The sequence below is a fragment of the Enhygromyxa salina genome (genome assembly GCF_002994615.1).
In the GTDB taxonomy this organism is placed as follows: Bacteria; Myxococcota_A; Polyangia; order Nannocystales; family Nannocystaceae; genus Plesiocystis; species Plesiocystis salina_A.
Window position 1 is genome coordinate 1 of record NZ_PVNK01000169.1, and the last position, 25,117, is coordinate 25,117.

At 69.5% G+C, this 25,117-nt stretch carries 19 protein-coding genes and 1 tRNA gene; 12 read left to right on the forward strand and 8 right to left on the reverse strand.

Translation table 11 applies throughout. The features are described from left to right. Together ENSA5_RS19300 and lexA are read right to left on the reverse strand one after the other, a co-directional pair. Window positions 1-1,716: TonB family protein (locus ENSA5_RS19300; RefSeq protein WP_181197933.1), on the reverse strand; the 1,716-nt coding region annotated here is incomplete at its 3' end. Window positions 1,717-1,918: 202 nt separating this feature from the next. After that, window positions 1,919-2,542: a transcriptional repressor LexA gene (gene lexA / locus ENSA5_RS19305; RefSeq protein ID WP_258182928.1), complete on the reverse strand. Its 624-nt coding sequence runs from the start codon at window positions 2,540-2,542 to the stop codon at window positions 1,919-1,921. 235 nt (window positions 2,543-2,777) lie between these two features. Between lexA and ENSA5_RS36115 the strand changes: the two genes are divergently transcribed. Both ENSA5_RS36115 and ENSA5_RS37870 read left to right on the forward strand, forming a co-directional pair. Beyond that, window positions 2,778-3,356, forward strand: coding sequence for a hypothetical protein (locus ENSA5_RS36115; RefSeq protein ID WP_146155878.1), 579 nt, complete (start codon window positions 2,778-2,780; stop codon window positions 3,354-3,356). Beyond that, a complete protein-coding gene (locus tag ENSA5_RS37870) occupies window positions 3,353-3,529 on the forward strand; it encodes a hypothetical protein (RefSeq protein ID WP_181197934.1) in 177 nt (58 codons plus the stop codon). Before ENSA5_RS36115 ends, ENSA5_RS37870 begins: the two co-directional genes overlap by 4 nt. Window positions 3,530-3,661: 132 nt before the next feature. Here ENSA5_RS37870 and ENSA5_RS19315 read toward each other — a convergent pair whose 3' ends face one another. Continuing rightward, window positions 3,662-4,156: a hypothetical protein gene (locus tag ENSA5_RS19315; RefSeq protein WP_106393156.1), complete on the reverse strand. Its 495-nt coding sequence runs from the start codon at window positions 4,154-4,156 to the stop codon at window positions 3,662-3,664. 97 nt (window positions 4,157-4,253) lie between these two features. Here ENSA5_RS19315 and ENSA5_RS19320 point away from each other — a divergent pair, with 97 nt between their 5' ends. The 7 genes from ENSA5_RS19320 to ENSA5_RS19350 all read left to right on the forward strand — a co-directional run bounded on the left by ENSA5_RS19320 (window position 4,254) and on the right by ENSA5_RS19350 (window position 14,800). After that, window positions 4,254-4,808, forward strand: a complete 555-nt coding sequence (locus ENSA5_RS19320; protein WP_258182929.1) for a thermonuclease family protein — start codon at window positions 4,254-4,256, stop codon at window positions 4,806-4,808. A 161-nt stretch (window positions 4,809-4,969) separates the two neighbouring features. Next, window positions 4,970-6,409, forward strand: coding sequence for a single stranded DNA-binding domain-containing protein (locus ENSA5_RS19325; protein ID WP_106393157.1), 1,440 nt, complete (start codon window positions 4,970-4,972; stop codon window positions 6,407-6,409). Between the two features lie 11 nt (window positions 6,410-6,420). After that, entirely contained in the window at window positions 6,421-7,983 is a 1,563-nt protein-coding gene (locus ENSA5_RS19330) for a choice-of-anchor L domain-containing protein (RefSeq protein WP_106393158.1), read from the forward strand. A 16-nt stretch (window positions 7,984-7,999) separates the two neighbouring features. After that, the gene (locus tag ENSA5_RS19335; RefSeq protein ID WP_181197935.1) at window positions 8,000-10,597 is read left to right on the forward strand and encodes an amidohydrolase family protein; all 2,598 of its coding nucleotides are present in this window, start codon (window positions 8,000-8,002) and stop codon (window positions 10,595-10,597) included. A 521-nt stretch (window positions 10,598-11,118) separates the two neighbouring features. After that, on the forward strand, window positions 11,119-12,357 hold the full coding sequence (locus ENSA5_RS19340) for a TIGR04552 family protein (RefSeq protein ID WP_106393160.1): 1,239 nt from the start codon (window positions 11,119-11,121) through the stop codon (window positions 12,355-12,357). Window positions 12,358-12,440: 83 nt separating this feature from the next. After that, the gene (locus tag ENSA5_RS19345; RefSeq protein ID WP_106393161.1) at window positions 12,441-13,436 is read left to right on the forward strand and encodes a hypothetical protein; all 996 of its coding nucleotides are present in this window, start codon (window positions 12,441-12,443) and stop codon (window positions 13,434-13,436) included. A gap of 191 nt (window positions 13,437-13,627) precedes the next feature. After that, window positions 13,628-14,800 carry a hypothetical protein gene (locus tag ENSA5_RS19350; RefSeq protein ID WP_106393162.1) on the forward strand — a complete coding sequence of 391 codons (1,173 nt, stop codon included), beginning with the start codon at window positions 13,628-13,630 and terminating at the stop codon, window positions 14,798-14,800. Here the strand turns inward: ENSA5_RS19350 and ENSA5_RS19355 are convergent. The 3 genes from ENSA5_RS19355 to ENSA5_RS19365 are packed head-to-tail and all read right to left on the reverse strand — an operon-like array spanning window position 14,797 to window position 17,910. Next, a complete protein-coding gene (locus ENSA5_RS19355; RefSeq protein WP_106393163.1) occupies window positions 14,797-15,264 on the reverse strand; it encodes a hypothetical protein in 468 nt (155 codons plus the stop codon). The two genes, ENSA5_RS19350 and ENSA5_RS19355, sit on opposite strands and share 4 nt — an antisense overlap. A 31-nt stretch (window positions 15,265-15,295) precedes the next feature. Next, the gene (locus tag ENSA5_RS19360; protein WP_106393164.1) at window positions 15,296-17,569 is read right to left on the reverse strand and encodes a sensor domain-containing diguanylate cyclase; all 2,274 of its coding nucleotides are present in this window, start codon (window positions 17,567-17,569) and stop codon (window positions 15,296-15,298) included. After that, complete coding sequence (locus ENSA5_RS19365; protein ID WP_106393165.1) at window positions 17,566-17,910, reverse strand: FtsB family cell division protein; 345 nt, start codon at window positions 17,908-17,910, stop codon at window positions 17,566-17,568. The genes ENSA5_RS19360 and ENSA5_RS19365 overlap by 4 nt, the downstream gene beginning before the upstream one ends. A 165-nt stretch (window positions 17,911-18,075) precedes the next feature. Between ENSA5_RS19365 and ENSA5_RS19370 the strand changes: the two genes are divergently transcribed. From ENSA5_RS19370 to ENSA5_RS19380, 3 genes are all read left to right on the forward strand, one after another. Further along, a complete protein-coding gene (locus tag ENSA5_RS19370; RefSeq protein ID WP_106393166.1) occupies window positions 18,076-20,115 on the forward strand; it encodes a bifunctional aldolase/short-chain dehydrogenase in 2,040 nt (679 codons plus the stop codon). A gap of 112 nt (window positions 20,116-20,227) precedes the next feature. Beyond that, the gene (locus ENSA5_RS19375) at window positions 20,228-22,984 is read left to right on the forward strand and encodes a TIGR02996 domain-containing protein (protein WP_106393167.1); all 2,757 of its coding nucleotides are present in this window, start codon (window positions 20,228-20,230) and stop codon (window positions 22,982-22,984) included. A 99-nt stretch (window positions 22,985-23,083) separates the two neighbouring features. After that, window positions 23,084-23,156 (forward strand) — tRNA-Ala (locus tag ENSA5_RS19380). 39 nt (window positions 23,157-23,195) lie between these two features. Here the strand turns inward: ENSA5_RS19380 and ENSA5_RS19385 are convergent. Both ENSA5_RS19385 and ENSA5_RS36125 read right to left on the reverse strand, forming a co-directional pair. Further along, window positions 23,196-24,188 (reverse strand): tyrosine-type recombinase/integrase, encoded by a 993-nt coding sequence (locus ENSA5_RS19385; RefSeq protein ID WP_181197936.1) that lies wholly within the window; start codon window positions 24,186-24,188, stop codon window positions 23,196-23,198. Window positions 24,189-24,210: 22 nt separating this feature from the next. Then, complete coding sequence (locus ENSA5_RS36125) at window positions 24,211-24,843, reverse strand: sensor histidine kinase (protein WP_146155880.1); 633 nt, start codon at window positions 24,841-24,843, stop codon at window positions 24,211-24,213. Between the last annotated feature and the right edge of the window lie 274 nt (window positions 24,844-25,117).

Sequence of the window (25,117 nt, forward strand, 5' to 3'; positions counted from 1 at the left end):
GCCCGCTCCGGGGGCCCCGGTCCCGCCGCGACCAAACCCACCCGAACCGCGACCGCCAGGCGCGACGACCGGCCCGCGCGGACCCTCGGGGGCCGACGCGCTGCCCGGGCTGGGTTCGGCGGGCCCAGGTGGCGGCCGCGTCGGGCCCTCGGGCGTCGCGGACATGCCCGCGCCCTCGCCCCCGCGGCGCAGCTGCTCGGTCTGGCCCTCACCCGCGGCGCCGACCGGGTTTGGCGAGCCATCGTTGCGGATCAGCGCGCGGGGCTGCTCGCTCTCGTGCGAGCCGCCGCCGCCGTGCAGATGCACCTCGGAGTGCGCGTCGGGGATGTCGCCAGCGCCCGCGTTGTCGAGGATGTAGGGCTGGGCGCCGAAGGTCCCGCACGCGCGCTCGTTGCGGTGAAAGGCCCAGTGCATGTAGATCTTGCCGTTGCCGCTGCGGATCGACTTGGGCGGGTTGGGGTACGGCCCGGTTGCGAACACGACCTCGCGCGCGGCCGCGTCGAACGAAGAGTTGCCCGAGTGGTGGACGGTCCGGACCTTGTCGACCGTGCCGTCGCCGTTGAGCACGATCTCGACCTTGGTCCACAGGTTGAGATCGTTGAGCGGGTGGCTCGCGGGGCGGCTGTCGAGGGCCTCGAGGTAGCCGAAGCCCCAGGCCTCGTGGATGCCCCGGTGCATCGCGGCGATGTAGCGGGCGAAGGGGTGCTTGCGCGAGTTGAGGGCGGTCTGATTGCCGACCTTGACCTCGGGCACCATGTTCTCGAGCGGCGACTGGTAGGCCTTGCGCGCGTCGTCCCACATGCCCTCGTTCTTGCTCAGCTCGAGGGACTCGACGTTGCGGGGCGCGTTGCGGTCTTCGCCGAACACCGCGTCCATCTCGCGCTGGGACAGCTTGAACTGATAGCGCGGGTCCCGGCGCATGATCTTGGCCTGCTGATCGCGCGGGAGCACGCTGGCCGACTCGAGCTGCGCGACCTCGACGACGCCATCTTCGGCCTCGATCGCCAGCTCTTCACGGGCCTCCATCGCCTCGCTGTGCTCGAGCGGGGCGAGCTCGCGGGTTGCGAGCATCGACTCGGGCTTGGGATCGTCTTGCTGGGGCCGCAGCTCCTGCTCTTCGGGCCGCACGTCGGGGGCCTGACGCGCGACCGCGCTGCGCTGGGTCTCGGTCTGGCGGATCTCGTCTTCGGCCGCGGTGCCCCGCTCGGGGTTCTCGCTGGGCTCGACCTGGCTGGCCTGGGCCTCGAGCGCGTCCTGGCTGAGGTTGGTGATCTCGGCCCGGGTCTGCTCGGTGACCTTGCGATCGATGTTGGACAGGTAGTCGGCGTCTTCGTTGGTCTCGCTGTCGTCGAACTCGTCGAGCTGCTCGACCATCTTCATGTTGTTGAGGTCGAGCTCGACCTCCTGCGGGAGCTCGTCCTCGGGCTCTTCGGGGGCCGGCTCGGGCTCGGGCTCCGGTTCGGGCTCGAGCTCCGGCTCCGGCTCGGGCTCGGGCTCGACGAGCTTCCAGTCCGGCGGCTCGGGCTTGGGCTCCTCTTCGATCTCGGGCTCGAGCTCCGGCTCCAACTCGGGGGGCAGCGGCTCCGGCTCGGTCAGCTCGACGATCAGCAGCTCTTCTTGTTTGGGCTCGAAGGGCTCGGTCTCGAGCATCGTGACCGCGCCGCCGACGACGGCGAAGTTGGCCACGCTCGACAGCAGCAACAACCCAATCGCCACAGCGATGGGTACGCCGCGGCGACGAGATGAGAGCTGCTGTGAGACCCGGTGGGCCACGCCTGAGACTAGCAGGGAAGCCCATGGTCGACCTCCGCGCCAGTGCTGGGACGCACGTCGCCCCAAACCGGTGCAGACCGGCTAGCGACGCCTTCCCCGGAGGTCGGATGCGCCCCGGACGCCGGATTGGGCGCCGGGCGGGCGTTCAGTGCATGCGGCGGTAGACGCCGACGACCTTGCCGACGATGTCGATCGCTCGAAACTCGGACCGATGGACGTAGATCGGAGACATGGTGGCGTTGGCCGGCTGAAGGCGCACACGGTCGCCCTCGTGGAAGATGCGCTTGCAGGTCGCCTCACCCTCGATCATCGCGACGACGATCTCGCCGTTTTCGGCGGTCGACTGCTTGCGAACGAAGATGTAGTCGCCGTCGTAGATCCCGTCGTCGATCATCGAGTCGCCGCGGATCACGAGCCCGAAGACCTCCTTCGAGGGCGCCTTGCCGACGAAGAAGCGATCCACGGTCACGCGGTCGGAGATGTTCTCCTGGGCGAGGATCGGCTGACCAGCAGCGACCTGACCGACGATCGGGATCGAGATCTTGGCGTCGTCGAGATCCACGGGACGCAGCGCGCGACTCTTGAGCTCCTCGCGGACGAGGTAGCCCTTGCGCTCGAGCGCCTTGAGGTGGTCGTTGACGCCGTTCGTGGAGCGGATGCCCATGTGCTCGCCGATCTCCCGAAGGGTCGGCGGATACCCGCGCTCGTCGAGGCAGTAGGTGATAAAATCGAGCGCTTCGCGCTGCCGTGCGGTGAGTGGCTGTCGCACTGTCTTCCCCCAGGGTTGGCCAGGCCTCGACATGAGACCTGATCGCGGGGCCGGCTCCGTGTGCGGAGGTCCGGCTGGGATCGAGCCAAGCGCACAAGCGCTCAGCACTGAACATGTGTATGGAATGTCGCGGTCGAGGTCAAGCCGTCGAGAGGTCGCGTGCCCCGTCGGTCGGTCGGTCGGCCAAGTTGCCGAGAACTGGCGAACGACGGCGCAGACGTAGGATGCTGGATGAGTGGGCAGGGGAGCAAAAAATCACCGATTTCGGCCGGGCTCGGAGATCGGCCCCTCGGCGGGCCGGGAGACCGATCCCCGGGCTCCGGGTGAGCGACGAGGCAAGCGAGACCGCCGGGATCCACGCGGGGCCGATCGCCATGGTGGGGTCGAGCGCCGCCGCGGGCCCCGCCGAGCGACCGACCTCGGGGTCCCGGTCTGGCGCAACCCGCTGGCGCTCGTGGTGGCTGTCGGCCTCGGCGTCGGGGCCAGCCTCGCGCTCGGGTCGCAGGCGCCCGCGCCGAGCGGGGTTCAAGACGCGGAGCTCGCTCCCGCGCCCCCGGTCGATCCCGACGCGCTCGCGGGCGTCCAAGCCCTGCGCGACGAAGCTCAGGCCTTGACCCCCGCGCAGGTCGAGCTCGACGAGGCGACTCACGAGCGCTGGATGCCCCGGGTCGCCAGGATCGAGCAGGCCCTCGACGACCCCGCGACGCCCGAAGCGATCCGGGCCGAGCTCCAGGCGACGATCGCGGCCTTGGAGTGTGTCGGCGTGCTGACGTCGAGCGGCACGCCGACCTGTGTCACAATTGGTCCACAATGAGGCAGCTACTCGTTCGCGCAATCATCACCGGCTTCGGCCTTCGCATCGGCTCGGAGCTGGCCAAGTTCGTCGCCCATCGGGTGCTGCCCGAGGAGGACGACAACAAGAGCAAGGATGACACCGAGGAGGACGACTCGCTCGGGAGCGTCAGCGCCGACCCTCCGAATCTTTAGGCCGAGAGCCAGGCCTGCCAGGCCTACGGTTGGGCCGAGAGCTAGTACGAGCCGAGGGGGTGAGCGGAGGGGCCTTCGCCGCCGCAGCGAGGGGCCTTTTTGAAAGGCCCCTTGAAGACGAGTACGAAAAGGCTAGGCAGGCTCGCCGTCGCCGTTCGCCTCGGCCTTGTCCTGGGCGGCCGCCTTGCCGGGCTTGGCCGCCTCTTCCTTCTTGGCCGCGCGGGCCTCTTTCCTCGACGGGCGCGCGTCTTCGTGGCCGACCTTGGTGTCGCTGGTCCGGACCTCGGGCTCGATCCGGCCGCTGTCGTCGCGGCGAAAGCGGATCTCGGTCTTCATCTCGATGACGAGGCCCGAGACGATCTCTTGCATGAGGTCGGCGGCGTCCATCTTGTCGAGGAAGCCGCGGACCTCGTGCGAGATCATCCGGACCAGCTCCTCTTTGGTGCCCTGAGCCACCCCGGTGACCAGACCCTGGCCGCGCTTGAACGCTGCGCTCGAGTCGCCCCAGATGCTGGAGATCAACGAGTCTCCGAGGCGACGAAAGGAGCGGTCGCGCTCGTCGCCCGGCTCGGTTTGCTCTCGTGCGTCGGGGGCGCGTTCGTCCCCGGATTCCTCGTTGTCGGCCACCGGAGCACGCTAGCCCGCTTGCGGATCGGTTTCCAGCCTGGTCATCGGCCGGGGACTCGGGCACAACCGCCTGGTGCGATCGCTTCGCTCCCACTGTTTGAGTCTGCTGCTCGCGAGCGTCGCGCTCTCGTCGGTGGGTTGCCTCGGCTTCGGCGGCCCGCTCCTGCCCGAGACCGACGGGGGCGACGACGAGGCGTCCGAGAGCGACTCGGGCACGGGCTCGGAGACCACCGAGCACCCCTGCGGCCCGACCTCGGGCGTCGTCGAGCGCGTGATCGACGGTGACACGATGGTGCTCGAGTCCGGAGATCGCGTCCGTTACATCCTTGTGAACACGCCGGAAATTACTGATGGCAAAAACGAGTGCTGGGGGTCGCAGGCCAGCGATTACAACTCGATGCAAGTGCTCGGCCGCACGGTGACGATCGAGTACGACCAGGAGTGCAGGGACCAGTACGGGCGACTGCTGGGCTACGTCAGCGTCGAGGATCTAGAGATCAACCGTGCGCTGCTCGAAAACGGCTTCGCCTGCATCCTCCACATCTCTCCGAACGGCGACTCGCGCCTGGCTGAGTACCAGGCGCTCGAGAACGAGGCCAAAACGGCCGAGATCGGGATGTGGGGCGCGTGCGCGACGGTCAGCTGTGACTAGCAGCCGCCTGGCTCCTCCTGGCGAGATCCTGCGATCGGCGCCGCGCGGGTCCGCGAGATCCCTGCGCTTTGCCCCACCTCGTGCCTGGGACCCCTGCCCATCTTTTGCTATGAGCGGAGCATCGCCTTGGGCGACGCCCGAGCTGAACTGACGATCTCCCCATGACTACCCACTGGCTTCGTTCACTCGCTCTTCCCTCCGCGCTCCTCGGCCTCGCGCTGACCGGCCCCGGCTGCGTCGGCTTCATCAACGGCGACGACACGGCCGGCGACGCCGACACGACCGGCGACGCCGGCGACGGCGACGGCGACACCAACACCGGCGACGGCGACGGCGGGACCGGCACCGGCACCGGCACCGAGATGACGATCTACGAGATCCAGCAAGGCGGCGCCGACGGCAGCGTGGCCGCGGGCCTCCAGGTCAGCGTCAAGAGCGTGGTCGTCGTCTCCCCCGTCAACGCCGAGGACGGCCTGGTCTTCGTCGAGGAGCAGGGCGCGGGCGAGTGGTCGGGCATCTCGCTCTACCTGTGGGACGAGGTCGTGATGTCCACGGCCCTCCAGCCCGGCGACATCGTCGACCTCGTCGGCGAGTACACCGAGTTCTTCGACATGTCGCAGATCGTGATCAAGAACCCCGGCGACATCACGGTCGTCGGCAGCGTCGGGCTCGACGAGCTGCCCGGCCCCGACGTGGTCAACGCCGCCGACGTCGCCCGCGACAACCCGGCCGCCGAGTCGTGGGAGGGCGTGCGCGTGCGCATCAACGACGCGGTCATCGAGGAGGCCAACGACGGCTTCGGCCAGTACCTGCTCGCCGGCAACGCGCTGGTCGGCAACGCCTTCGTCGACCCCCTGCCCGACGTCGCCAACATGGGCAGCTACGCCGCGATCACGGGCTCGCTCCACTACAGCTTCGACGAGTTCAAGCTCCAGCCCGCGTCCGCGGACGACCTCGACACCTACATGGGCCCGCCGACCCCGATGGAGGACACGGCGATCTACGACATCCGCCAGGGCATGGTCCCCCAAGACACCCTGGTCCTGGTCGAGAACGTGGTCGTGAGCTCGGGCTTCACCTGGAGCGACTCGAGCGAGGCCTCGTTCTTCGTCCAGGAGCCCGACGGCGGCGCGTTCTCGGGCATTCAGGTCCACCTCGGCGACATGTCCGGGCTTCAGATCGCGCCCGGCGACGACGTGACGATCGTCGGGACCTACGAAGAGTTCTTCGACATGAGCCAGCTCGTGGTCCCCGACGCCTCGGGCGTCACCGTCAACGGCAGCGGCCCCGGGCCCGCGCCCGAGGTCATCGCCGACCCCGCGACGATCGCCAACGGCGGCTCGATGACCGAGGACTGGGAGAGCGTGCTCGTGCAGGTCGAGGACGTGACCGTGACCAACGAGAACCCCGACGCGCCCGACGAGTTCGGCGAGTTCGAGATCACCGGGGGCCTCCGAGTCGACGACCTGTTCTTCTCCTTCGACAACTGGATGAAGCCGGCGATGGGCGCCAACTACACCTCGATCACCGGGGTCCTCGTCTACAACTTCAGCAACTACAAGCTCGAACCACGCGACGGCGCCGATCTGGTCTCCAACTGAGGACGACCCTCATGCGCCACCTCGCCCGGCCCACCTCTCGCCTCACCGCGGTCCTCGCGGTCTCCCTCCTCGGCTGCACTCAACCCAGCTCGAACGACAGCGCGACCTCGATCGCCGCGACCCTCGAGGCCGGCACCAGCGACGACGACAACGACGGGACCGAGGGCGGCTGCGAGAGCGACGCCGAGTGCGAGGGCAACCCCAACGGGCCGGTCTGCGACGAGGCCGACGGCATGTGCTACCCCGAGTGCGAGCCCGGCGACGCTGGCGAGTGCTACGAGGGCCCGCCCGGGACCGCCGGCGTCGGAGCCTGCGCGGCCGGCTCGCGGACCTGCAGCGAGGACGGCATCTGGGGTCCGTGCCTGAGCCAGACCCTGCCGGAGGACGAGGTCTGCGGCAACGACATCGACGAGGACTGCGACGGCAGCCTGGTCGACGTCGACCAGGACGGCGACGGCTGGGGCACCTGCGACGGCGACTGCTGCGACGACGAGGTCATCGGCTGCATCGACGCCCACCTCGTCAACCCCGGGGCCTTCGAGGTCCCCGACAACCAGATCGACGACGACTGCGACGGCGAGATCGACGAGCCCGAGCCGAGCTGCGACGGGGACCTGGCCAGCGACTCGAGCGACGCCCTCGACTACGCCGCGGCCATGGAGCTGTGCCAGACGACGGTCCAGGACCCGCCGCTGGCCGAGCGCCGCTGGGGCGTGATCTCGGCCGAGCTCACCCTCGCCAACGGCGAGAACATGCCGCTCCCGGTTCAGCGCTCGATCCGGCCCGCGTTCGGCGACGGCATCGGCCCGAGCGGCGGCGACAGCCTCGTGGTCCTGTCGAGCGGCAACGCGGCCGCGCCCGGCCAGACCTCACCGAACTTCGCCGACTTCGAGGGCGGCCAGAACCTGGGCACGACCGTGCCCGCGCCCGAAGACTGGATCGCGGCCAACGGCGGCGAGTTCCCGGCCTCGTGCGACGACGTCAACCCGACCGCCAACACCGACGCCAACGACTCGGTCATGCTCACGCTGCGCGTGCGGGTCCCGACCAACGCGCGCTCGTTCACGACCCGGATGTTCTTCTTCACCGCCGAGTACCCCGAGTGGGTCTGCAGTGAGTACAACGACTTCTTCGTCGCGCTGATCGACAGCGACTCGAGCGACAACCCGAGCGACAAGAACATCGCCGTCTACGACGACGGCCAGGACCTGTGGCCGGTCGGGCTCAACATCCTCAAGACCGCGCCGGGTCTGTTTCGGGTCTGCCAGAGCGGCAACGTCGGCTGCCAGGGCGATCTGCCCCAGGAGTTCTACGACTGCCCCGACGGACCCGCGCTCCTGGCCGGGACCGGCTTCGACGCGATCGACGGGGCCAACTCCTGCAACGGCAACAACTTTCCGGTCGGCGGCGGCACGGGCTGGCTCGAGCTGTCGGGCAACGTCGAGCCCGGCGAGGACATGGACATTCGCTTCGCGGTCTGGGACGCGGGCGGGCACCTGTTCGACGCGCTCGTGCTCCTCGACGACTGGCGCTGGTCCCTCGACGCGGCCTCGCCCGGCGTCAGCACCCCTTAGGACACTTCATTTCATCATGCACAAGCCCGCGCTGGTCTCGAACACCTCTTTGTTGACGACGGCGCTGCTCGCCTCGACGCTCGCCTGGACCGGGGCCTGCTCGGCCGAGGTCACCGTCACCTTCACCGGCGGTGAGACGGGCGACGGCGACATGGGCGACGGCGACGGTGACGGCGACACGGGCGACGGCGACGGCGACGGCGACGGCGACGGCGACCCCGGCGACGGCGACGGCGACCCCGGCGACGGCGACGGCGACCTCCCGCCGGTCGTCGACTGCATGAACCCGCTCGAGCCCCCGGTCGAGGGCGTGTGCACGGCCGAGGGTCAGGCCGGCGGCACCTTGTTGATCCAGGGCGAGGTCCTCGGGCCCGAGACCACCTTCATCAACGGCGGCGGCGTCCTGGTCGAGAACGGGATCATCACCTGCGTCGGCTGTGACTGCGCGGCGGATCCGATGGCGATCGACGCGACGATCACCTGCGCCGACGCGGTCGTCAGCCCGGGGCTGATCAACACCCACGATCACATCAGCTACGCGCACAACTGGCCGATCGGCGACGGCCCCGACCGCTACGAGCACCGCCACGACTGGCGCGAGGGCATCAACGGTCACGCCCCCCTGCCCTACTCGGGCGGCGCCCCGGCCGAGGCTGTCGTCGCCGCCGAGCTGCGCTTCGTGATGGGCGGCGCGACCTCGACGGCCAGCGCCGGCGGTCGCTGGGGCCTGCTGCGCAACGTCGACTCGGCCGACAACGAGGGCCTGCCGCTTCAGGCCGCCAACTCCGACACCTTCCCGCTCGACGACGCCAGCGGCACCCAGCAAGACGGGACCTGCAACTACGGCAACAACCCGACGACCGAGGGCGACGTCGCCGGCGAGAACGCCTACCTGCCCCACATCGGCGAGGGCATCGATCGCTACGCCAACAACGAGCTGATCTGCACCGGGATCAACCCCGACGTGATCCAGGCCAACACCGCGATCGTCCACGCGACCGGCGCCGCGCTCGACGAGGTCAAGACGATCGCCGCCGACAAGGCCCAGGTCATCTGGTCGCCGCGGTCCAACGTCGTGCTCTACGGCGCGACCGCGCCCGTCACCTTGATGGACACCCTCGGCGTCAACCTGGCCCTGGGCACCGACTGGCTGCCCTCGGGCTCGATGAACATGCTCCGCGAGCTCGCCTGCGCCGAGTACCTCGACGACGTCCACTTCGGCGACCAGTTCAACGACAAGCAGCTGTGGGACATGGCCACGACCAACGCCGCGTTTGCGATCGGCGCTGAGGCCGGGCTCGGCATGCTCAAAGACGGCTACGTCGCCGACATTGCGATCTTCGCCAAGAACGGCGAGGAGGCCCACGGCGCGGTCGTGCGCGGCCACGAGACCAGCGTCGCGCTGGTCCTGCGCGGCGGCGTGCCGCTCTACGGTGACGCCGCGCTCGTCGCCTCGGACGCCGTCGGCGGGGCCGCGTGCGAGGCCCTCGACGTGTGCGGCGAGGCCAAGGCCGCGTGCGTGGCCGAGGACACGACCTCGACCCTCGCCGAGGTCCTCGCCGTCGCCCAGTACCCCCTCGGCTTTTGCCCCGACGAGGTCCCGACCGACGAGCCCAGCTGCGTGCCCTGGCGCCCGATCGAATTCCCCGACGGACCGAGCCCCGACGACCTCGACGGCGACGGCATCGCCAACGACATGGATCTGTGCCCCGAGGTCTTCAGCCCGGTGTTCTCGACCGGCGCGGTCCCCCTGTGGGACGAGCAGCCCGACGACGATCTCGACGGCCTCGGCGACGTCTGCGACCCCTGCCCCGAGGACGAGACCAACAGCTGCACCCACGACGACGCCGCCAACGACTTCGACGGCGACGGCGTTGCGAACGGGGTCGACAACTGCCCCTACGAGCCAAACGCCGACCAGGCCGACGCCGACTCCGACGGCCACGGCGATCTGTGTGACAGCTGCGCCGAGCCCAACCCCGGCTTCGCCGCCTGCTCGATCGCCGTCGAGGCCCTGGCCGACGAGAGCCACCCCGACCACCCGGCCGAGAACACCACCGTCACCGTCAACGGCCTCTACGTGACCGCGGTCCGCCCGATGGACGTGGGCTTTTGGGCCGAGACCGGGACCCAGGAGCCCCACACCGGGCTCGCGGTGTTCAGCGGCGGCAACCAGCCCGCGCTCGCGGTCGGCGACGTCGTCAACATCACCGGGACCTACGTCGAGTACTTCGGCCTCGTCGAGCTCACCAACCCCAGCGTCGTGATCGTCGACAGCGGCGACCCCCTGCCCTTCTCACCGCTGGTCGTCGACCCGGCCAGCGTCGCGACCGGCGGGCCCCAGGCCGAGGCCTACGAGGCCATGCTCCTGCAGGTCGACGACGTCGCGATCACGGTCCAAAATGCCGACGCGCCCGACGACTACGACGAGTTCACGGTCACCGGCGGGCTCCGGGTCAACGACACCAACTTCCCCGCGCTCGACAACGCGTGCATGGTCGGCGACGCGTTCACCTCGATCGTCGGGACCCTCGACTACAGCTTCGCCAACACCAAGCTCGCGCCCCGCGACGCCGCCGACCTCGCCTGGATCGACTGCAACCCGGTGCCTTAAGAGGGCCACGGAGGCGATCGCTAGGCCCACCCCAGCCCACCGGGTCCATCGCGTGTGTCGACTCCCGTTCCTGGGTCGTTTCTCGAAGTGCGCGAGTCTTTTCGCAGCCTGTGGAATGTGTTAAAGGGGCCGGCGCGTCTGCGAGGCAAGGTCCCGCACCGTGTTCTACCCCCCGCTTGGGGCTTCTTTCTGCAACTTGCGCCTATCTCGCCCGTCCCCGACTGAGCAAGATCTCCGACAAGCACCTACATCTGCTACTTTGTAGGTGAATCTCCTCCAGCGTGGTAACTCACGGGCGTCCCCCAAATCGGAGCAGAAACGATGATCCTCGCATACATCGGCAACATCACCGCCGCCCTCGTCTCCATCGGCCTTCTCGTCGGCACCCTCCGCTTCACGCGCCGGGCCACCTGAGCCACCCAGCCTCCCCCACTCCCAGCCCGCTGATTTTTCAGCGGTCTGTCACTCGGTGATGCGGCTCACTGGTCTAAGCTAGAGCGACCGGCCCACCCGGTCGACTGATGACTGAGCCGCTCGAACCACCGCCGTCCGGCACCGCGACCCTCGAGGCCGAGCTGTCGCGCAAGCTCGGAGCCTTCTCGGTGTCCGAGGCCTTGCGCCGGGCCGAGCCCGAGCCCGAGGTGGCCGGGCTCGGTCTGCAAGACGCCAACGAGCTGCGGCTGTTGCTGCGGGGCGAGTCGGTGGTCGACTGGCACCGCCTCGACTTCGAGACCGAGGCCGACTCGCGCCGACTCCTGGCCCTCAACGGGTTCGACTGGGCCGACGCGGGCGACCGCGCGCGGATCGAGACCCTGCGCGGCAACGCGGTCGACTACCTCCACAACGTGCTCAAGTTCCACGTCGACGAGCACGTCGCGCAGGGCGCCCCCTTCATCGAGCTGCCCTTGATGGCCTCGGGCACGCTCGGCACGCACAAGCAGCAGCGTGGCGCCTGCGTGCTGCTCAAGGTCATGCACATCCTCCATCACCTCGACGCCCGCGAGCTGCGAACCCAGCTCGCGCTCGCCGACTCCGAGCTGTTCGAGAGCGTCGAGCACAGCGCGCTCGAGATCTTCGATCAGCTCCGCGCGAGCGGTGCTCCGGTCGTGGAGTTTCAGTGGTCCCGCAAGACCCGAGGGTCGCTGCTGACCAAGATGTTGATCAAGCGTGAGACCAGCGCGGCGCGGGTCTTCGATCGCCTCCGCTTCCGGCTGATCGTCAAGCATCAAGAAGACCTGGTCCCGACGCTGCACACGATGCTGCGCAAGCTGATCCCGTTCAACTACGTGGTCCCGGGTCAGACCGTCAACACCCTCGTCGACCTCCACGAGCTCGAGAGCCTCGGCCCGAGCCCGCTGACCACCGACGAGGGCCGGCTGCCCGACGCCAACGAGTTCTCCGGCGCCAACTTCCGGGTCATCAACTTCATCGCCGACCTGCCCGTCCGCGTCGACGGCCTCGTCGAGCGCTCACTGCTCGACAACGCCCGCGGCAACGTCGTGTTCGTGCTCGCTGAATTTCAGCTGATCGACCGGTCCACGGCCCGGGCCAACGAAGAGGGCGAGTCGTCCCACGTGGCCTACAAGACCCGCCAGCACGCCCGCGTGCGCGAGCGCCTGTTGCGGGTGCCGTCGGAGCCCAAGGCCAAGGCCAGCAAGAAACGGCGCGCGCGCGAGGCCGAGCCCGAGCCCGAGCCCGAAGCTCGCGTCAACCCGCACGCCGACCTGCGCGGGCGCGTGGTCCAGGCCGACGAGTCCTAGGGCTCGTCGCTGAGGTCGTCGAGGTCGTCGAGCAAACGACCATCCACGCCGGTCCCGGCAGCCCGGTCGCGTATGATCGCCACATGTGGTTCGAAGACCTCCTCGGCTTCGCAGAAAATGGCACCCCCGACGCCGTCCGCGCCCAGCTCGAGCTCGATGGCAAGCGCTTGCGCTCGAAAGCCAACGGCCGCGAGGTCGGATGCGGCCGCCTCGAGGTCCTAGCTCTCGCCGAGCTACGCGAACGCGGCGCGCAACTCGGGCTCGCGGGCGGCGGCAACCGCTCGCAGCTCCGCGAGCAAGTCGGCAACGTCCAGACGCTACACGCCGACCCTGCCAACGCCGGCGCCCTCTTCCAGGCCGCCTCGCAGTTCAATCTGCTCGAGATGACCGGTCCCCGCGTCACCCCCGAGCAAGGCATCGGCATCTACGAGTACGACCGCACCCAGGGACCGGCATGCGCCATCGCTGCTGGCGGCGGCACCGTCTATCGCAACTACTTCGTGCCCCTCGGCGATCAGCTCGGTCAAACCGCGAACCGGCAGATCGACTGCCTGGCCGAGCTCGGCGAGCGCCTCGACAACCACGGCGACCGACTGTGGACCATGCAAAACGGCTACGCCCTGGCCTCCCCCATCGGGCTTAACGAGCTTGCCGCTCGGCTATCGGGCACCAGCAACGCCGACCGCGACAACCTCCGAGGCACCCTGCGCATCGGCGTGCACTGGGATGTCGAGGTCACGCACCAGGACGCCGGCCACCTTGTCACCCAGGTCTATGGCTCAGCGCTGCCCGTGGCCTACAGCCCGCACAGCGCCCGCGAGTGGGAGCCCTTTGCCCGCCTGGTTCTCGAAGCCTCCTACGAGGCCACCTTGTGGGCCGCCGCCCTCAACGCCCAGACCACAGGCAATCGCAAGGTGTTCTTGACCCTCCTCGGCGGGGGCGCCTTCGGCAACGAGCTCGCGTGGATCACCGACGCCCTCGACCACGCCATCGCCCGCGCGCCAACCCAGGATCTCGACGTCGCCATCGTCAGCTACGGCCGCCCCAACCCCGCCATCGAAGCCTGGCTCAGCTCGTAGCTCAACCCGCCCGCGCAGCACCGCCCACGGCCACCGCGAGGACCTCCCACAGCCCCCATCCGCGTCGACTTCCTCGAGCACCAGCGCTCCCCCTCCCGGTCTCCCGCGGAGGAGATGGAGCCGTCGACGATGGGGTGGCGGATGAGCTCAGAACTCGAAGGTCGGCGGCCATTTGATGGCATGCTTGGAGCGTGCTCTACGAAGCCGAGCTGTTCGTGTCCTCGCGTGCCCTACTCTCACTCGAGCCGCGGGCTGGGGCGCTCGAGCGCCTGGCCAGCTTGTTCGGGTTCACCACGCGCCTGGCCGAGGAACGCCGGCTGCGGCTCGCGGCCGCGGTCGAGCGGGTGCTCGGGGCCCTGCGCGGGTCTGGGATCGACGACGCGGTGTTCGCAAGCCGCGACGCGACCCCCTGCTTTGTCGACCGCGTCGGCCGGGGGCGGGACATCGACGCGCTGGCCGAGCCGGCCGGCGCGACGCCGGTCGACTTCGACGTGCTCCACCTCTTCGTCCGCGAGACCCACGTCGAGGCCGACCAGCCCGATCCTTACCGAGCAGCGGGCACCAACGAAGGCCCGCAGCTGCAGCTCGCGGTCGACGTCGAGCTGCATCGGGTCGTGCCCCTCGACGGCTACCCCCTGCGCCTGCGCGTGCATGGGCTGATCCACGAGCTCCGGGCCCAGCCAGACGAGAGCTGGGACGCGCTCGCCGAGCGGACCGGTCGCTACATCGCGGGCCGCTTCCCCGACCGCCGCGTGCACGGGATCGAGGGCGTGCCCGCGGAGTTCGTCGACCGGGTGACCGCGCTCGCGCGCGCGCTGTCGGACAAGTTCGGCGGCGAGCAGATCGTCGACACGGCGATCCGCAGCGCCCTGGTCCTGCCCCGGTTCCCGCGCGAGGGCACCCTCGAGGAGCTCCCGGCGCCGCTCGGCGCGGGGAGCTTCGCGCGCTTGCCCGGACTCGAGGATCCGCTCCGCTACCTCTTCGTCTGGCCCGAGGTCCACGCTGGCCTGACCTACGAGCAGATACTGGTGCTCGACGGCCGCGGTCGCCGAATGCTCGCGACCGGGCCCTCGCCGGTGACCGCGACCGCCGAGGGCATCCTCGCCCCCGGGCACGCGCCGGTCGAGCTGCCGGTCCCGGATCTGCTCGGCTTCAGCGGCCACGAGTGGGAGGCCGAGGCCCGACGCGAGCACCTGCTCGCGCCCGGGGCCTGCTGCGAGGGCCTCGACGGGGTCGCGGCCCTGATCGCCCACGAGCGGCGCAAGTTCGAGTGTGGCAGCCGCGGGCCCGCGCGCGGGACCTCGGCGGGTGGCGGCGGGGGCGACTCGCGGGTCCACTTCCCAGGCGCGGGCGTCGGGTTCTAGCGGGGCGGGGACACGAGCACGCTCCAGCGCAGCTCCCCGCGCTTGGTCCGGCACCATCGCGGTGAGCACACCGAGTAGTCGACGCTCGCGCGGACCTCGTAGCGCCCCGGCTCGGCCGGCGCCGTGAACGGGACCCGCACCCGGGGCTGGAGCGCGAGCGCGTCGACGACCGCGGACCACCCGAGGCGATTCTCGACCAGCTCGAGGGCGCTGTCGTCGACGCGCACGGCCAGCGGCAGATCCCGCTCGGGCGCCTCGAGCAGGACCAGCGACAGCTCCCCGCGCTGCCCGGGCTCGACCGCCGGGGTCTCGAGCGCCTGGACCTGCGCGGTGATCAGCTCGGTGCCCGGGCGCGCGTCGCCCTCGCCCTCATCGGCGTAGGCGTGGGCCTGGGCGCCGACGAGGAGCACGAGGAGCACGAGGAGCACGAAGCCCAGGCCCAGACTCGAGCGCAGCGCGGCCATGGCCCATTATCCCAGGTTTTCACGCCCCGCGTCAGGGCAAGTCGCAGACCTTGGTCACCCGGTTGCGACCGTGCTCTTTGCAGTAGTAGAGCGCCTGGTCGGCCCGCTCGATCAGCGCGTGGCGCTCGAGCCCGTCGCCCGGGTACTCGGCCACACCGAGCGACAGCGTGACCGAGAAGCTGCCGTTGTCCGAGGTCATGGTCTGGGCCGCGATCTCCTCGCGGAGGCGGTTGGCGAACACGGCCGCGCCCTCGCCGTCGGTGTCGGGCAGCACGAGCACGAACTCCTCGCCGCCGTAGCGCGCGACGATGTCGACCTTGCGCGCGTGCTGGGTGAAGATCGCGGCGACCCGCTTGAGCACCGCGTCGCCCACGGGGTGGCCGTAGGTGTCGTTGACGCTCTTGAAGTGGTCGATGTCGGTCAAGATGATCGAGAACTTCTGCCCGGTCCGCTCGGCGAGCGCGTGGAGGTGCTCGAGCCGCTCCTGGAACGCGCGGTGGTTGGTCAGCCCGGTCAGGCCGTCGGTCGTCGCGCGCTGCTCCATCGACTGGTACATGCGGGCGTTTTGGAGGCTGACGCCGACCTGGTGGCTGATCACCCGCAGCATCTCGCGCGCCGCCGGGGGGTAGGCCTTGGCCCGCGAGCTGACCAGGGTGACCGTGCCCAGGACCTGCTCACCGCGCACGAGCGGCAGGACCAGCACGCTGCGGGCCTTGTCGAGCTTGGCCTTGGGATCGAACACGGCGACCGAGGTGTCGGGGTAGTCGCCGGTCGCGGGCATGTGGTGGCGGTTCTTGATCGCCATCGAGACCAGGCACGCGCCGTCGCGGAAGCGCCCGCCGTCGAGGTGCTCGGCCAGCGCGCGCCAGTGCTTCACGTCGCGCTCGCTGAGGCCTTGCTGGTCGAGCTGGTCGTGACAGCGAACCGCGATGACCTCGTGGATCCCCGCGCCCGCGTCGTGACGCGTGATCACGGCGAGCTCGTAGGGCGCCATGGCCGAGAGCGCGGCGAAGGTCTTGGCGTAGACGTCGTCGAGGGTCAGGGCCTGGTTGAGCAGCTCGCTCGCGCAGTAGAACTGCTCCTGCTCGTACTTGCCGCGCTCGACCGCCGCGAACGCCCGCTCCTGCTCGATGATCCGCAGGCACTGGCTCGCGGCCTTGTCGAGCGCGCTCTGCTCCTGGTCGGTGAACGGACGATCGTCGATCCGGTCGGCGCACAAGAACCCGCGCACGACCTTGCCGTCGGTCAGCGGGACCGCGCACAGATCCGTGATCGCCTCGGGGCCCTGGTAGTAAGGCGGCACCCGGCGCCCGCCGAGGGACTTGAGCCGCAGCGGCTTGGGGTCGCGCAAGACCGCCGCGAGCACGCCCGGGGCCTCGATCATCGGGTTGTCGCGGACCATCTCCGACGCCGTCGCCATCTCCTTGATGACCAGGCGCGGGGTCTTGCGAGGATCGACGCGCTCGCCCGGACGACGCTCCTCGTCGTCGTTCTCGACCCACAGCAGCGCCGCGGTGTGAAGATCGAGCGACACACACAGCAAGTCGATCGTGAAGAACAGCTGCTCGTGGACCGCGTGCACGGCCCCCTGGGCCATGCGCAGCTCCTCTTCTTCGCGGCTGCGGACCGCGCGGCTAGCGAGCGGGAGCTGCGAGGCGATCAGGCGAAAATCGCTGGCCTCCTGGCGCACGCGCGCGAGCTCGGCGCTGACCGACTCGGCGTGCTGGCCCCGGAGGCGGCGGGCGAGGCTCGACAGGACCAGCAAGTTGCCGGCCGCGAAGAACATCAGATAGATCAGGTGAATCGCGACGGTGCCCCAGTGCCCCTCGAGCCCCGCGCGACCGCTCGCGTAGCCGACGAGCACCTCGAGCATGCAGGTCGCGGCGAGCCAGATCCCGGCGACCCAGCGGCGCTTGTTGACGATCAACAAGAACGAGACCAGCGCGTAGATCAGCGGATACAAGAAGCTGCCGAGCCCCCCGGTCGCAACGATCAAGATGTAGGCCCCGGTCACCAGCAGGAGGCCGAGCTCGATCTCGTGGGCGGCCTCGACCGCGCCCCGGGCTCCGCCACGCCGACGCGGCGCCTCACCTGCGACGGGCCCGAGCTCGCGCATGACCGCGCGCCCGAGCGTCGCGGCGTAGATCGCCAGGCCCGTGAGCACGAGCAGATCCCCCGCCCACAGCCGCTTGGCCGAGAACTGACCCATGGCCATCAGGTACGCGAAGGCCACGACCACGATCAGGCCCCACCACTCGGTCGCCTGCCGCCGAGCCCGATAAAAGGTCCGCGCGAGTACGGTCATGGCTGGTCTCCGGTGCTCTCGTCGAGCTCAGTCCGCGGGCGATGGAGCTCGAAGACCAGCTCGCCCGGCTTGATCATGTTGAGGTCCTCGCGCGCGATGCGGGCGAGCTCGGTGTCGACGCGCTCGTGCGAGCGCGCGTCGCTTGGGTCGCGGTGGAGCGCGTCGACCTCGGCCTCGAGCAGGCGAATCTCGTCGCGGAGCTCGGCGTTGCCGTCTTGCAGCGCGTCTCGCTCAGCGCGCACGCGGGCCAGATCTTCGGCTCCGAGGTGCTCGTAGCTGGGCAGGAACGCGATCGCGGCCGTGATGAACAAGGCCAGCAGGATGCGGTTGAGCCAGGTCATCAGCCGGTGCCCGCAAGGTACGGACACCCGATCGCAGCCGCAAAAAAACGGTCTCCTCGTCGACTGCCCAGCTGCGCAGGTGCGCAGCTACAACACAAGCGGTTACACCCGATTTTTCGCCAACCGCGCCCGTCCGCGCGCTTTTGGACGTACAACCACCGGGCCATGGACAGCCGCTGGTCCGACGAGGAGGCGCGCGACTACGTCGAGCGCTACGCCACCGCCCCCCACTCCAACGAGGACGTCGCCCTGCGCGTCTACAGCTCGCGCCTGATCGGCCGTGAACCGAGCCTGGTGCTCCACGGCGGCGGCAACACCTCGGTCAAGACAGAGCTCGTCGACGACACGGGCGCCACCGTCGAGGTGCTCTGCGTCAAGGGCAGCGGCTGGAACCTCGGCGACATCGAGCCCGCCGGGCTGCCGGCCGTGCGCCTGTCGACGCTCACCGCCCTGCGCTCGCTCGACGCCCTGAGCGACGAGGACATGGTCAACGCCCAGCGCACCCGCCTGCTCGACGCCAGCGCGCCCAACCCCTCGGTCGAGACCCTGCTCCACGCCTTCTTGCCGGCCAAGTTCATCGATCACTCCCACGCCGACGCGATCCTCGCCTGCGTGGATCAGCCCGAGGCGGAGCGGATCTGTCGCGCGGTGTTTGGCGATCGCCTCGCGCTCGTGCCCTACGTGATGCCCGGGTTCGCGCTCTCGAAGCTCGCGGCCGAGGTCGCCGCGCAGCACCCCCGCGCCGAGGGCTTGCTGCTCTTGCAGCACGGCCTGTTCACCTGGGGCGCGACCGCCCGCGAGTCCTACGAGCGCCACATCCGAGCCGTCGACCAGGCCGAGCGCTACATCGGGACCTGGCGCGAGGCACAAGCCCCGAGCGCGAGCACCAGTCAAGAGCGCGTCGAGCTCTCGCGCTTCGGCCCCGAGTTGCGCGGGCGCCTCGGCGAGGGCGAGCGCCGCTACTTCTTCGACGTCCGCCACAGCGAGGCGATCCGGCGCTACCTCGACCGTGACGATCTCGCCGAGGTCTCGCAGCGCGGCCCCGTGACCCCCGACCACGTGATCCGGACCAAGGCGACCCCGCTGATCCTCGACCTGCGCGAGGTCCCGGCGCAGCGCCACACCGCCACGATCGACGAGGCCCTGGCCACCTTTCGCGCGGCGTATCGGGACTACTTCGAGCGTCAGAGCGCGGCCCGCCCCGAGCGCGAGTTCACCGGCCTCGATCCCGATCCCCGGGTCGTCCTCGCGCCCGGCGCGGGCGCGCTGATCGGCGTCGGGACCTCGCTCAAGGCCGCGAGCGTGGCCGCGGATCTCTACGAGCACACGATCGACGTGATCGAGGCCGCCGAGGCGATCGGCCGCTACCAGGCCCTGCCCGAGGCCGACCTGTTCGACATGGAGTACTGGTCCCTCGAGCAGGCCAAGCTCGGCAGGCACAAGCCGCGCCCGCTCGACGGACGGATCGTCTATGTCAGCGGCGCCGCCGGGGGGATCGGAGCCGCGACCGCCCGCGCCTTCGCTCGGGCTGGCGCCTCGCTCTACCTCGTCGATCGCGAGGCCGAGGGCCTCGCCGAGCTCGCCGAGTCCCTCGACGCCGCCAGCGAGATCGTCGATGTGAGCGACGAGCAGGCCCTGCGCCGCAGCGTTCACAATTGCGCCTTGACCTACGGCGGCCTCGACGGCGTCGTGTCCAACGCCGGGTTCGCGCCGCAGTCCGACATCGCGACCTGCCCCACGCAGCTGCTCGAGGCCAGCTTCGCCGTCAATTTCTTCGCCCACCACTGGCTCGCGTCCGAGGCCTTCTCGCTGTTCGAGCGCCAGGGCATGGGCGGCTTCTTGCTCTTCAACGCGTCCAAGGCCGCGTTCAACCCCGGCCCCAAGTTTGGCCCCTACGCCCTGCCCAAGGCCGCGCTCGTGGCCTTGACCAAGCAGTACGCGCTCGAGGGCGGCGCGCGCGGGATCCGGGCCAACGCCGTCAACGCCGATCGGATCCGAACCGGCTTGATGTCGGCCGACGAGGTCGAGCGCCGCGCCGCCGCGCGCGGGCTCGACGTCGACGCCTACTTCGAGTCGAACCTGCTGCGGCGCGAGGTCACGGCCGACGACGTCGCCGAGGCCTTCGTCCACCTCGCCCTCGCCCCCAGCACGACCGGCTGCGTGCTGACCGTCGACGGTGGCAACATCGCGGCTTCTCCTCGCTGACCTCGACGACGATCAGCCCGGCCATGACGATCACCGACGCCCGGACTCAGCACCTGCCCTGCGCGCGCATGGGCGCCAACGCCGAGCGCCTGTTCGGGCTCGACGGGTAGCCATGGATCACCTCGCTGCGGCCGCGCGCGCCCTCGCGGGCGAACCCGACCGGGTCGCAGCTCTCGACCACTTGGTTGTCGCGTGGCGAGCCAACCATCGCTGGCCCGAGCTCGCCGAGCTCGTCGAGGCGCTCAGCGCCGAGATCACCCGGGCGCTCACGCCGATCGACGCTGAGCTCGGCGACCCCGACTACCACGCCGCCTGGATCGCCCGCGCCGCCGGGGCGACGGCCCACGAGCTCGAGATCCTGATCCCGGGTCTGTTTCGCGGACCGCTCGGCAAGCGGATCCGTGAGCGCTTCGATCTGCTCGCGCCCTTCGCCGACGACCCGCGCATGTGCGCGGCGTTTGGGCGCATGATCGCCGAGCCACCGGTGACCGCGGCCGCCAATTTCTCGCTCTGGGCCCAGCTCTTCGCCAGGCTCAAGCAGGCCCCCGACGTCCGCCTGCGCCCGATCCTCGACCAGCGCCTGCGGTCCGTGGGCGGCGCCTCGCAGTTTTGGCCGATGCTCCACCAGCGCGCCCTGAAGCTGCTCCGCCAGCTCCCGAACGAGCTGCCCGAGCCCAGCGCCGAGCAGCGCGAGCAGATCGCCAAGCTCCGCGAGCGCATCGCCGAGCTCGCCGCCGCGCCCCCGGCCGCGCTCGTCCGGGGCGACACCCCGTCGCTCGAGTCGGAGCTGCTCGCCAAGGTCTACGCCAACCCCGACGCCCTCGAGCACCGCCTCGTCTGCGCTGACGCGCTCTTGTCTCAGGGGGATCCGCGCGGGGAGTTCATCCAGCTGCAGCTCGCTCGCCAGGAGCACGGCGGCCGCCCGAGCAAGCGCGAGCGCCAGCTCCTCGCCGCTCACGAGCTCAGCTGGCTCGGGGATCTCGGCGGCGTGATCGAGCGCAAGAGCGTTCGCTTTGAGGGCGGCTTTCCGGTCTACGGCGAGGTCTTGTTCGAGTCTGCGACCCAGCGCGCCGTGATCGGCAACGAGGCCTGGGCGACCTTCCGGGAGGTCGACACCGACAACGTCTCGCTGCTCACGGATCCGTGCATGCGTGGTCTGAGGCGGGCCGGGGGTTTTGGCTTCGCGCAGCTGCGCGAGCTGCTCGAGCACCTCGGCCCGGCGTCCGGGATCGAGCGGCTCGGGCCGGTCCTCGTCGACCAGCTCCCGCCCTTCGAGCTCGAGCACTTGATGAAGGCCGAGGCGAGCTGGCTCTCGGGTGTGCGCGAGCTGTGGCTGCACCTCGACCAGCACGATCTGAGCAAGGAGCCCGACGCCTTCGGGTGGCTGTTCTCGACCCCGCTCGGCAGGCGGCTTCGGGCCTTTCGCCTGTCCTCGTTTCCCTTTCCGAGCTACGACCTGCGCGAGCCGCCGTGGCCCGCGTGGCTCGACACCTTCGACGGTGGGGACGGCTGGTCGAGGCTCGAGCGCCTGAGCCTCGACATGAGCTTTTTGACCCTCGAGTTCGTGCGCGAGCCCCAGCGTCGGCTGCTGCGCGTGAGCACCGTGATCAGCGGAGGACCCGCCCACTATCACCTCAGGGACGCCGAGCGGGTGCTCGCGCCGCTGCGCGGGCGCTTTGATGCCCTGGAGATCGTCAGCCGCGGAGCCAAGCCGATGGTCACGACCGCCGCGCTCATATTCGCTGAGGCCGCGGGTTTTGCTCGTTTCGGCCACGTTCACGCGCCCGGCGCCAAGACTGAGCTTGGCTACGAGGGGTGGCGACGCTGGCGAAAGCTGATCGAGCGGCAAGGCCGGGCGGCCAAGCGCCTGAGCAAGAGCCGCAAGCGAGCGCGCAAAGGGACACCCAAGCCCCGCCGTGCGCCCGCGACGACAAGCGACGGGCCGTGGTTCCGCTTTGCTGACGGCGTCGAGAAGCTCGGCCTCGGCGGGTCGGTGAGCTGGCTGGAGTTTTGCGGTGACGAGCTCCACGTGCTCGGGCGGACCCTCGGCGGGCTCTCGGCAGACTCGCTCGCGCCTCGCTGGGCGCTGGAGGATCGGCGGCACGCCTCGGTGAGCTGCGTCGCGCACGATCGGGGGCGGGGCCGGCTGTGGCTGGGCACCTACAAGGGCGCGACCTTGCTGTGGGATCTCGCCGGGCGGCGCGAGCTCGGCCGGGCGCGCTTTCACCGGACCGAGGTCCGCGCGGTCGCCGTTGTGCCTGGGCGAGATCTGCTGCTGAGCGTCGACCGTGATCGCAAGCTACACGAGTGGGCCTACGAGCCTGGGCCCGGCGACGAGCCCGTGGTGATGATCCCGCGAGCGAGCACGACACTCGCTGCGCCCGTGACCGCGATGGCCGTGCACCCGAGCGGGGACAGCCTCGCGCTGCTGGCCGGGTCCGGTCGGGTCTCGCTGCGGTCGGTCGACGATCTGTCGACGGACCGGGTGATCGGGCACGTGGGGCCGCGCGCGGAGGTCCTGCGCTGGGCGCCGGGCGGGGATCACTTGATCGCCGGGCGGCGCGACGGCAGCGTGGTCGTCTGGGACGCCGATGGGACCGAGCTCACAGAGGTCGAGCTGCATGAGGCCCACGTCAGCGCGCTGTGCTCCACCCCCGACGGTGGGGCGCTGATCAGCGCCGGGAAGCGGGTGCGGGTGACCAACCGGGGCAGCGGGGAGGAGCTGCTGGTGATCGAGCCCGGGAACGGCACGATCGGGAGCCTCGCGGTGTCCGAGGATGGCGCGGTGCTGGCGGTCGGCGCGTGGCGGGGGGTGAGCTGCTGGTCGCTGCGCGATGGGCGGCTGTTGGGGCGCTATCCGGGGGTTTGAGGGCGGATCGCAAGAGTGAGCGGGAAGGTCTTGACGCTGGGGTGCGGCCACGCTATGCACCCGCTCCCGGCTCGCACCTGTGTGAGAGGCGGGGATCCCGGGGGCATAGCTCAGTTGGGAGAGCATCGCACTGGCAGTGCGAAGGTCAAGGGTTCGAGTCCCTTTGCCTCCAACGCGAAAACGGCAGCTAGATAGCTCTAGCTGTCGTTTTTCACAATTGGGCTGGAGGCGGTGCCATCATGGTGCCATGAGCGGTGCCATGGTTTGGGGGTTGTGAGGTTGCTCCGAGTGAGAGCCTGGCGATCGCCTGGCTGGCGGCGCCGGTGAGCATGTGTAGGTAGCGCTGCGTCGTGGTCAGATCCTTGTGGCCGAGCAGCTCCTTGATCACCCACAGCCGGACGCTCTGCGCGACCAGCCTCGTGGCGAAGGTGTGCCTCAGCTTGTGGCTCAGGCCCGTGCCGTCGATCCCTGCTCCGGCCTCCGCCTTTTCGAGCCGAACCTTGACTGCCTTGGCCGTCAGCGCTTCGCCGCTCTCGCGGATCAGCACGCAGACCTGACGCCGCGAGCGCGGCAGCGCCTGCAGGGCCGCTGACAGACGAGCTGTCATCGGCACCGAGCGGATCTTGCGACCCTTGGTGCCCGGCTGGTCCTTCTTCTTGTAGCGGCTTCGCTTGAGCCGGATCAGCGGCTCGGGTTGCCAGCGGACGTCATCCCAGCGCAGGGCACAGACTTCGCCCTGGCGCAGGCCCGCGTCGCCCATGAGCAACACGAGCGCGTGGACCTCGGGTCCGACCTCGGCCGCGGCTGCAACCAGGGCTTCGTACTCGGGTGGCTCGTAGAACTCCGCCTCTTTCTCGTCGAGCTTGATCAGCCCGGCCTTGAAGCGCGGCGCCATCAGGCCCTCGCGCTCGTACCAGAACCGGGTCATGCGCGAGAGCACCGTGAGCCCGTTGTTGATCGTCTTGCCGCTGAGCTCCTTCGCCGCCATCGCCCGCTTGAGTTCGCCAAAGTGCTTGGTGCGGATCTGATCGATGCGCACTGAGCCGACGGCCGGGACGATGTGGTTGCCGAGGAGGCCCCGCTGCGAGTCGATGGTCGACTCGCGCAGCTGCTCGACCAACGAGTGGCCGGTGATGAAGTTCCCCACGACGACAGCCGCGAGCACATCCTCCGCCGCATCGGACCCTCGCGTAACGAAGGGCATGGAGGACTTCCTCCCTCCAACATCACAGGGGAAGCTTCGCCGCAGCACGCACATGCGTACCGCCGCGCCGAGGTTTCGGTGAGAGTTGCTGCTCCCCTACGCCATTGACGAACCCTTCCCACTCAAGCAGCCCGCAACCCGATCGAATACGAAGTCTTGCTGCGCGATCGGCCAGTGCACGGAAAACCTGGGAGTACCCCATGCCTCGTTCTTCCTCTTGATAGGTGCTCACCCCGTGCTCGAGAGCCGCTGAGATCGCATCGAGGTCCTTTAGTCCCCGGTGGCGCCGGTTCTCCCGAATCCGATCAGGGATCCCGATACCAAAGTCCGTCACACTGAACATCCAAAATGACTTTGTGACTTCGTACGTAGCCACTGCGAAGCAGTCCGCGCGGGAGTGCTCCTGCGCGTTGCTGATCATCTCATCCATCGCGCCACACACGAACGCCGCATGGCCTGAGCTCACCCCACCTCTCATCATGCTGGTCTTGAACCGCATCTCGAATCCTGTGCCGGACCAATCTCCATCGAATTCCTGGAGTTCCCCCCAACCCCATTGGATCCTCAAGGGCTGTCCGCCACGATTACCGCTCGGACCAACGAGTGCATCGATGAGTTTGCTTTGCTGCGGGCCCAAGAGAAGCTGTCCCAGCACGGGCCTGATGTCAGGATAGCGCCTACACAGACCTACAGACTCTGCGAGATCTGCTCCCCAGTCAACTTCGAGATCCCTGATCCGGCCAGACTCTGCGAGGAGCTCAACCTTGTCCAAGTGATTCGGCATTAGAATCCGGACCATAGCGGCCTAGACAGTGGTTGGCGAGCGTTACTTGACAACGTCGACGAGCTGATCAACATTCAAGGGTGCCTTTGAAACAAGAGCGAGCGCGTGAAGCGCGAACATCCGTGCACCCAAGCGCTATGCAGGT

What these genes read in the sequence shown, in the direction of transcription:
- ENSA5_RS19385 (WP_181197936.1), bottom strand. Translation starts at nt 24,188, where the DNA reads ATGCCCTTCGTTACGCGAGGGTCCGATGCGGCGGAGGATGTGCTCGCG.
- ENSA5_RS19335 (WP_181197935.1), top strand. Translation starts at nt 8,000, where the DNA reads ATGCACAAGCCCGCGCTGGTCTCGAACACCTCTTTGTTGACGACGGCG.
- ENSA5_RS19355 (WP_106393163.1), bottom strand. Translation starts at nt 15,264, where the DNA reads ATGGCCGCGCTGCGCTCGAGTCTGGGCCTGGGCTTCGTGCTCCTCGTG.
- ENSA5_RS37870 (WP_181197934.1), top strand. Translation starts at nt 3,353, where the DNA reads ATGAGGCAGCTACTCGTTCGCGCAATCATCACCGGCTTCGGCCTTCGC.
- ENSA5_RS19325 (WP_106393157.1), top strand. Translation starts at nt 4,970, where the DNA reads ATGACTACCCACTGGCTTCGTTCACTCGCTCTTCCCTCCGCGCTCCTC.
- ENSA5_RS19330 (WP_106393158.1), top strand. Translation starts at nt 6,421, where the DNA reads ATGCGCCACCTCGCCCGGCCCACCTCTCGCCTCACCGCGGTCCTCGCG.
- ENSA5_RS19340 (WP_106393160.1), top strand. Translation starts at nt 11,119, where the DNA reads ATGACTGAGCCGCTCGAACCACCGCCGTCCGGCACCGCGACCCTCGAG.
- ENSA5_RS19360 (WP_106393164.1), bottom strand. Translation starts at nt 17,569, where the DNA reads ATGACCGTACTCGCGCGGACCTTTTATCGGGCTCGGCGGCAGGCGACC.
- ENSA5_RS19375 (WP_106393167.1), top strand. Translation starts at nt 20,228, where the DNA reads ATGGATCACCTCGCTGCGGCCGCGCGCGCCCTCGCGGGCGAACCCGAC.
- ENSA5_RS19345 (WP_106393161.1), top strand. Translation starts at nt 12,441, where the DNA reads ATGTGGTTCGAAGACCTCCTCGGCTTCGCAGAAAATGGCACCCCCGAC.
- ENSA5_RS19365 (WP_106393165.1), bottom strand. Translation starts at nt 17,910, where the DNA reads ATGACCTGGCTCAACCGCATCCTGCTGGCCTTGTTCATCACGGCCGCG.
- ENSA5_RS19370 (WP_106393166.1), top strand. Translation starts at nt 18,076, where the DNA reads ATGGACAGCCGCTGGTCCGACGAGGAGGCGCGCGACTACGTCGAGCGC.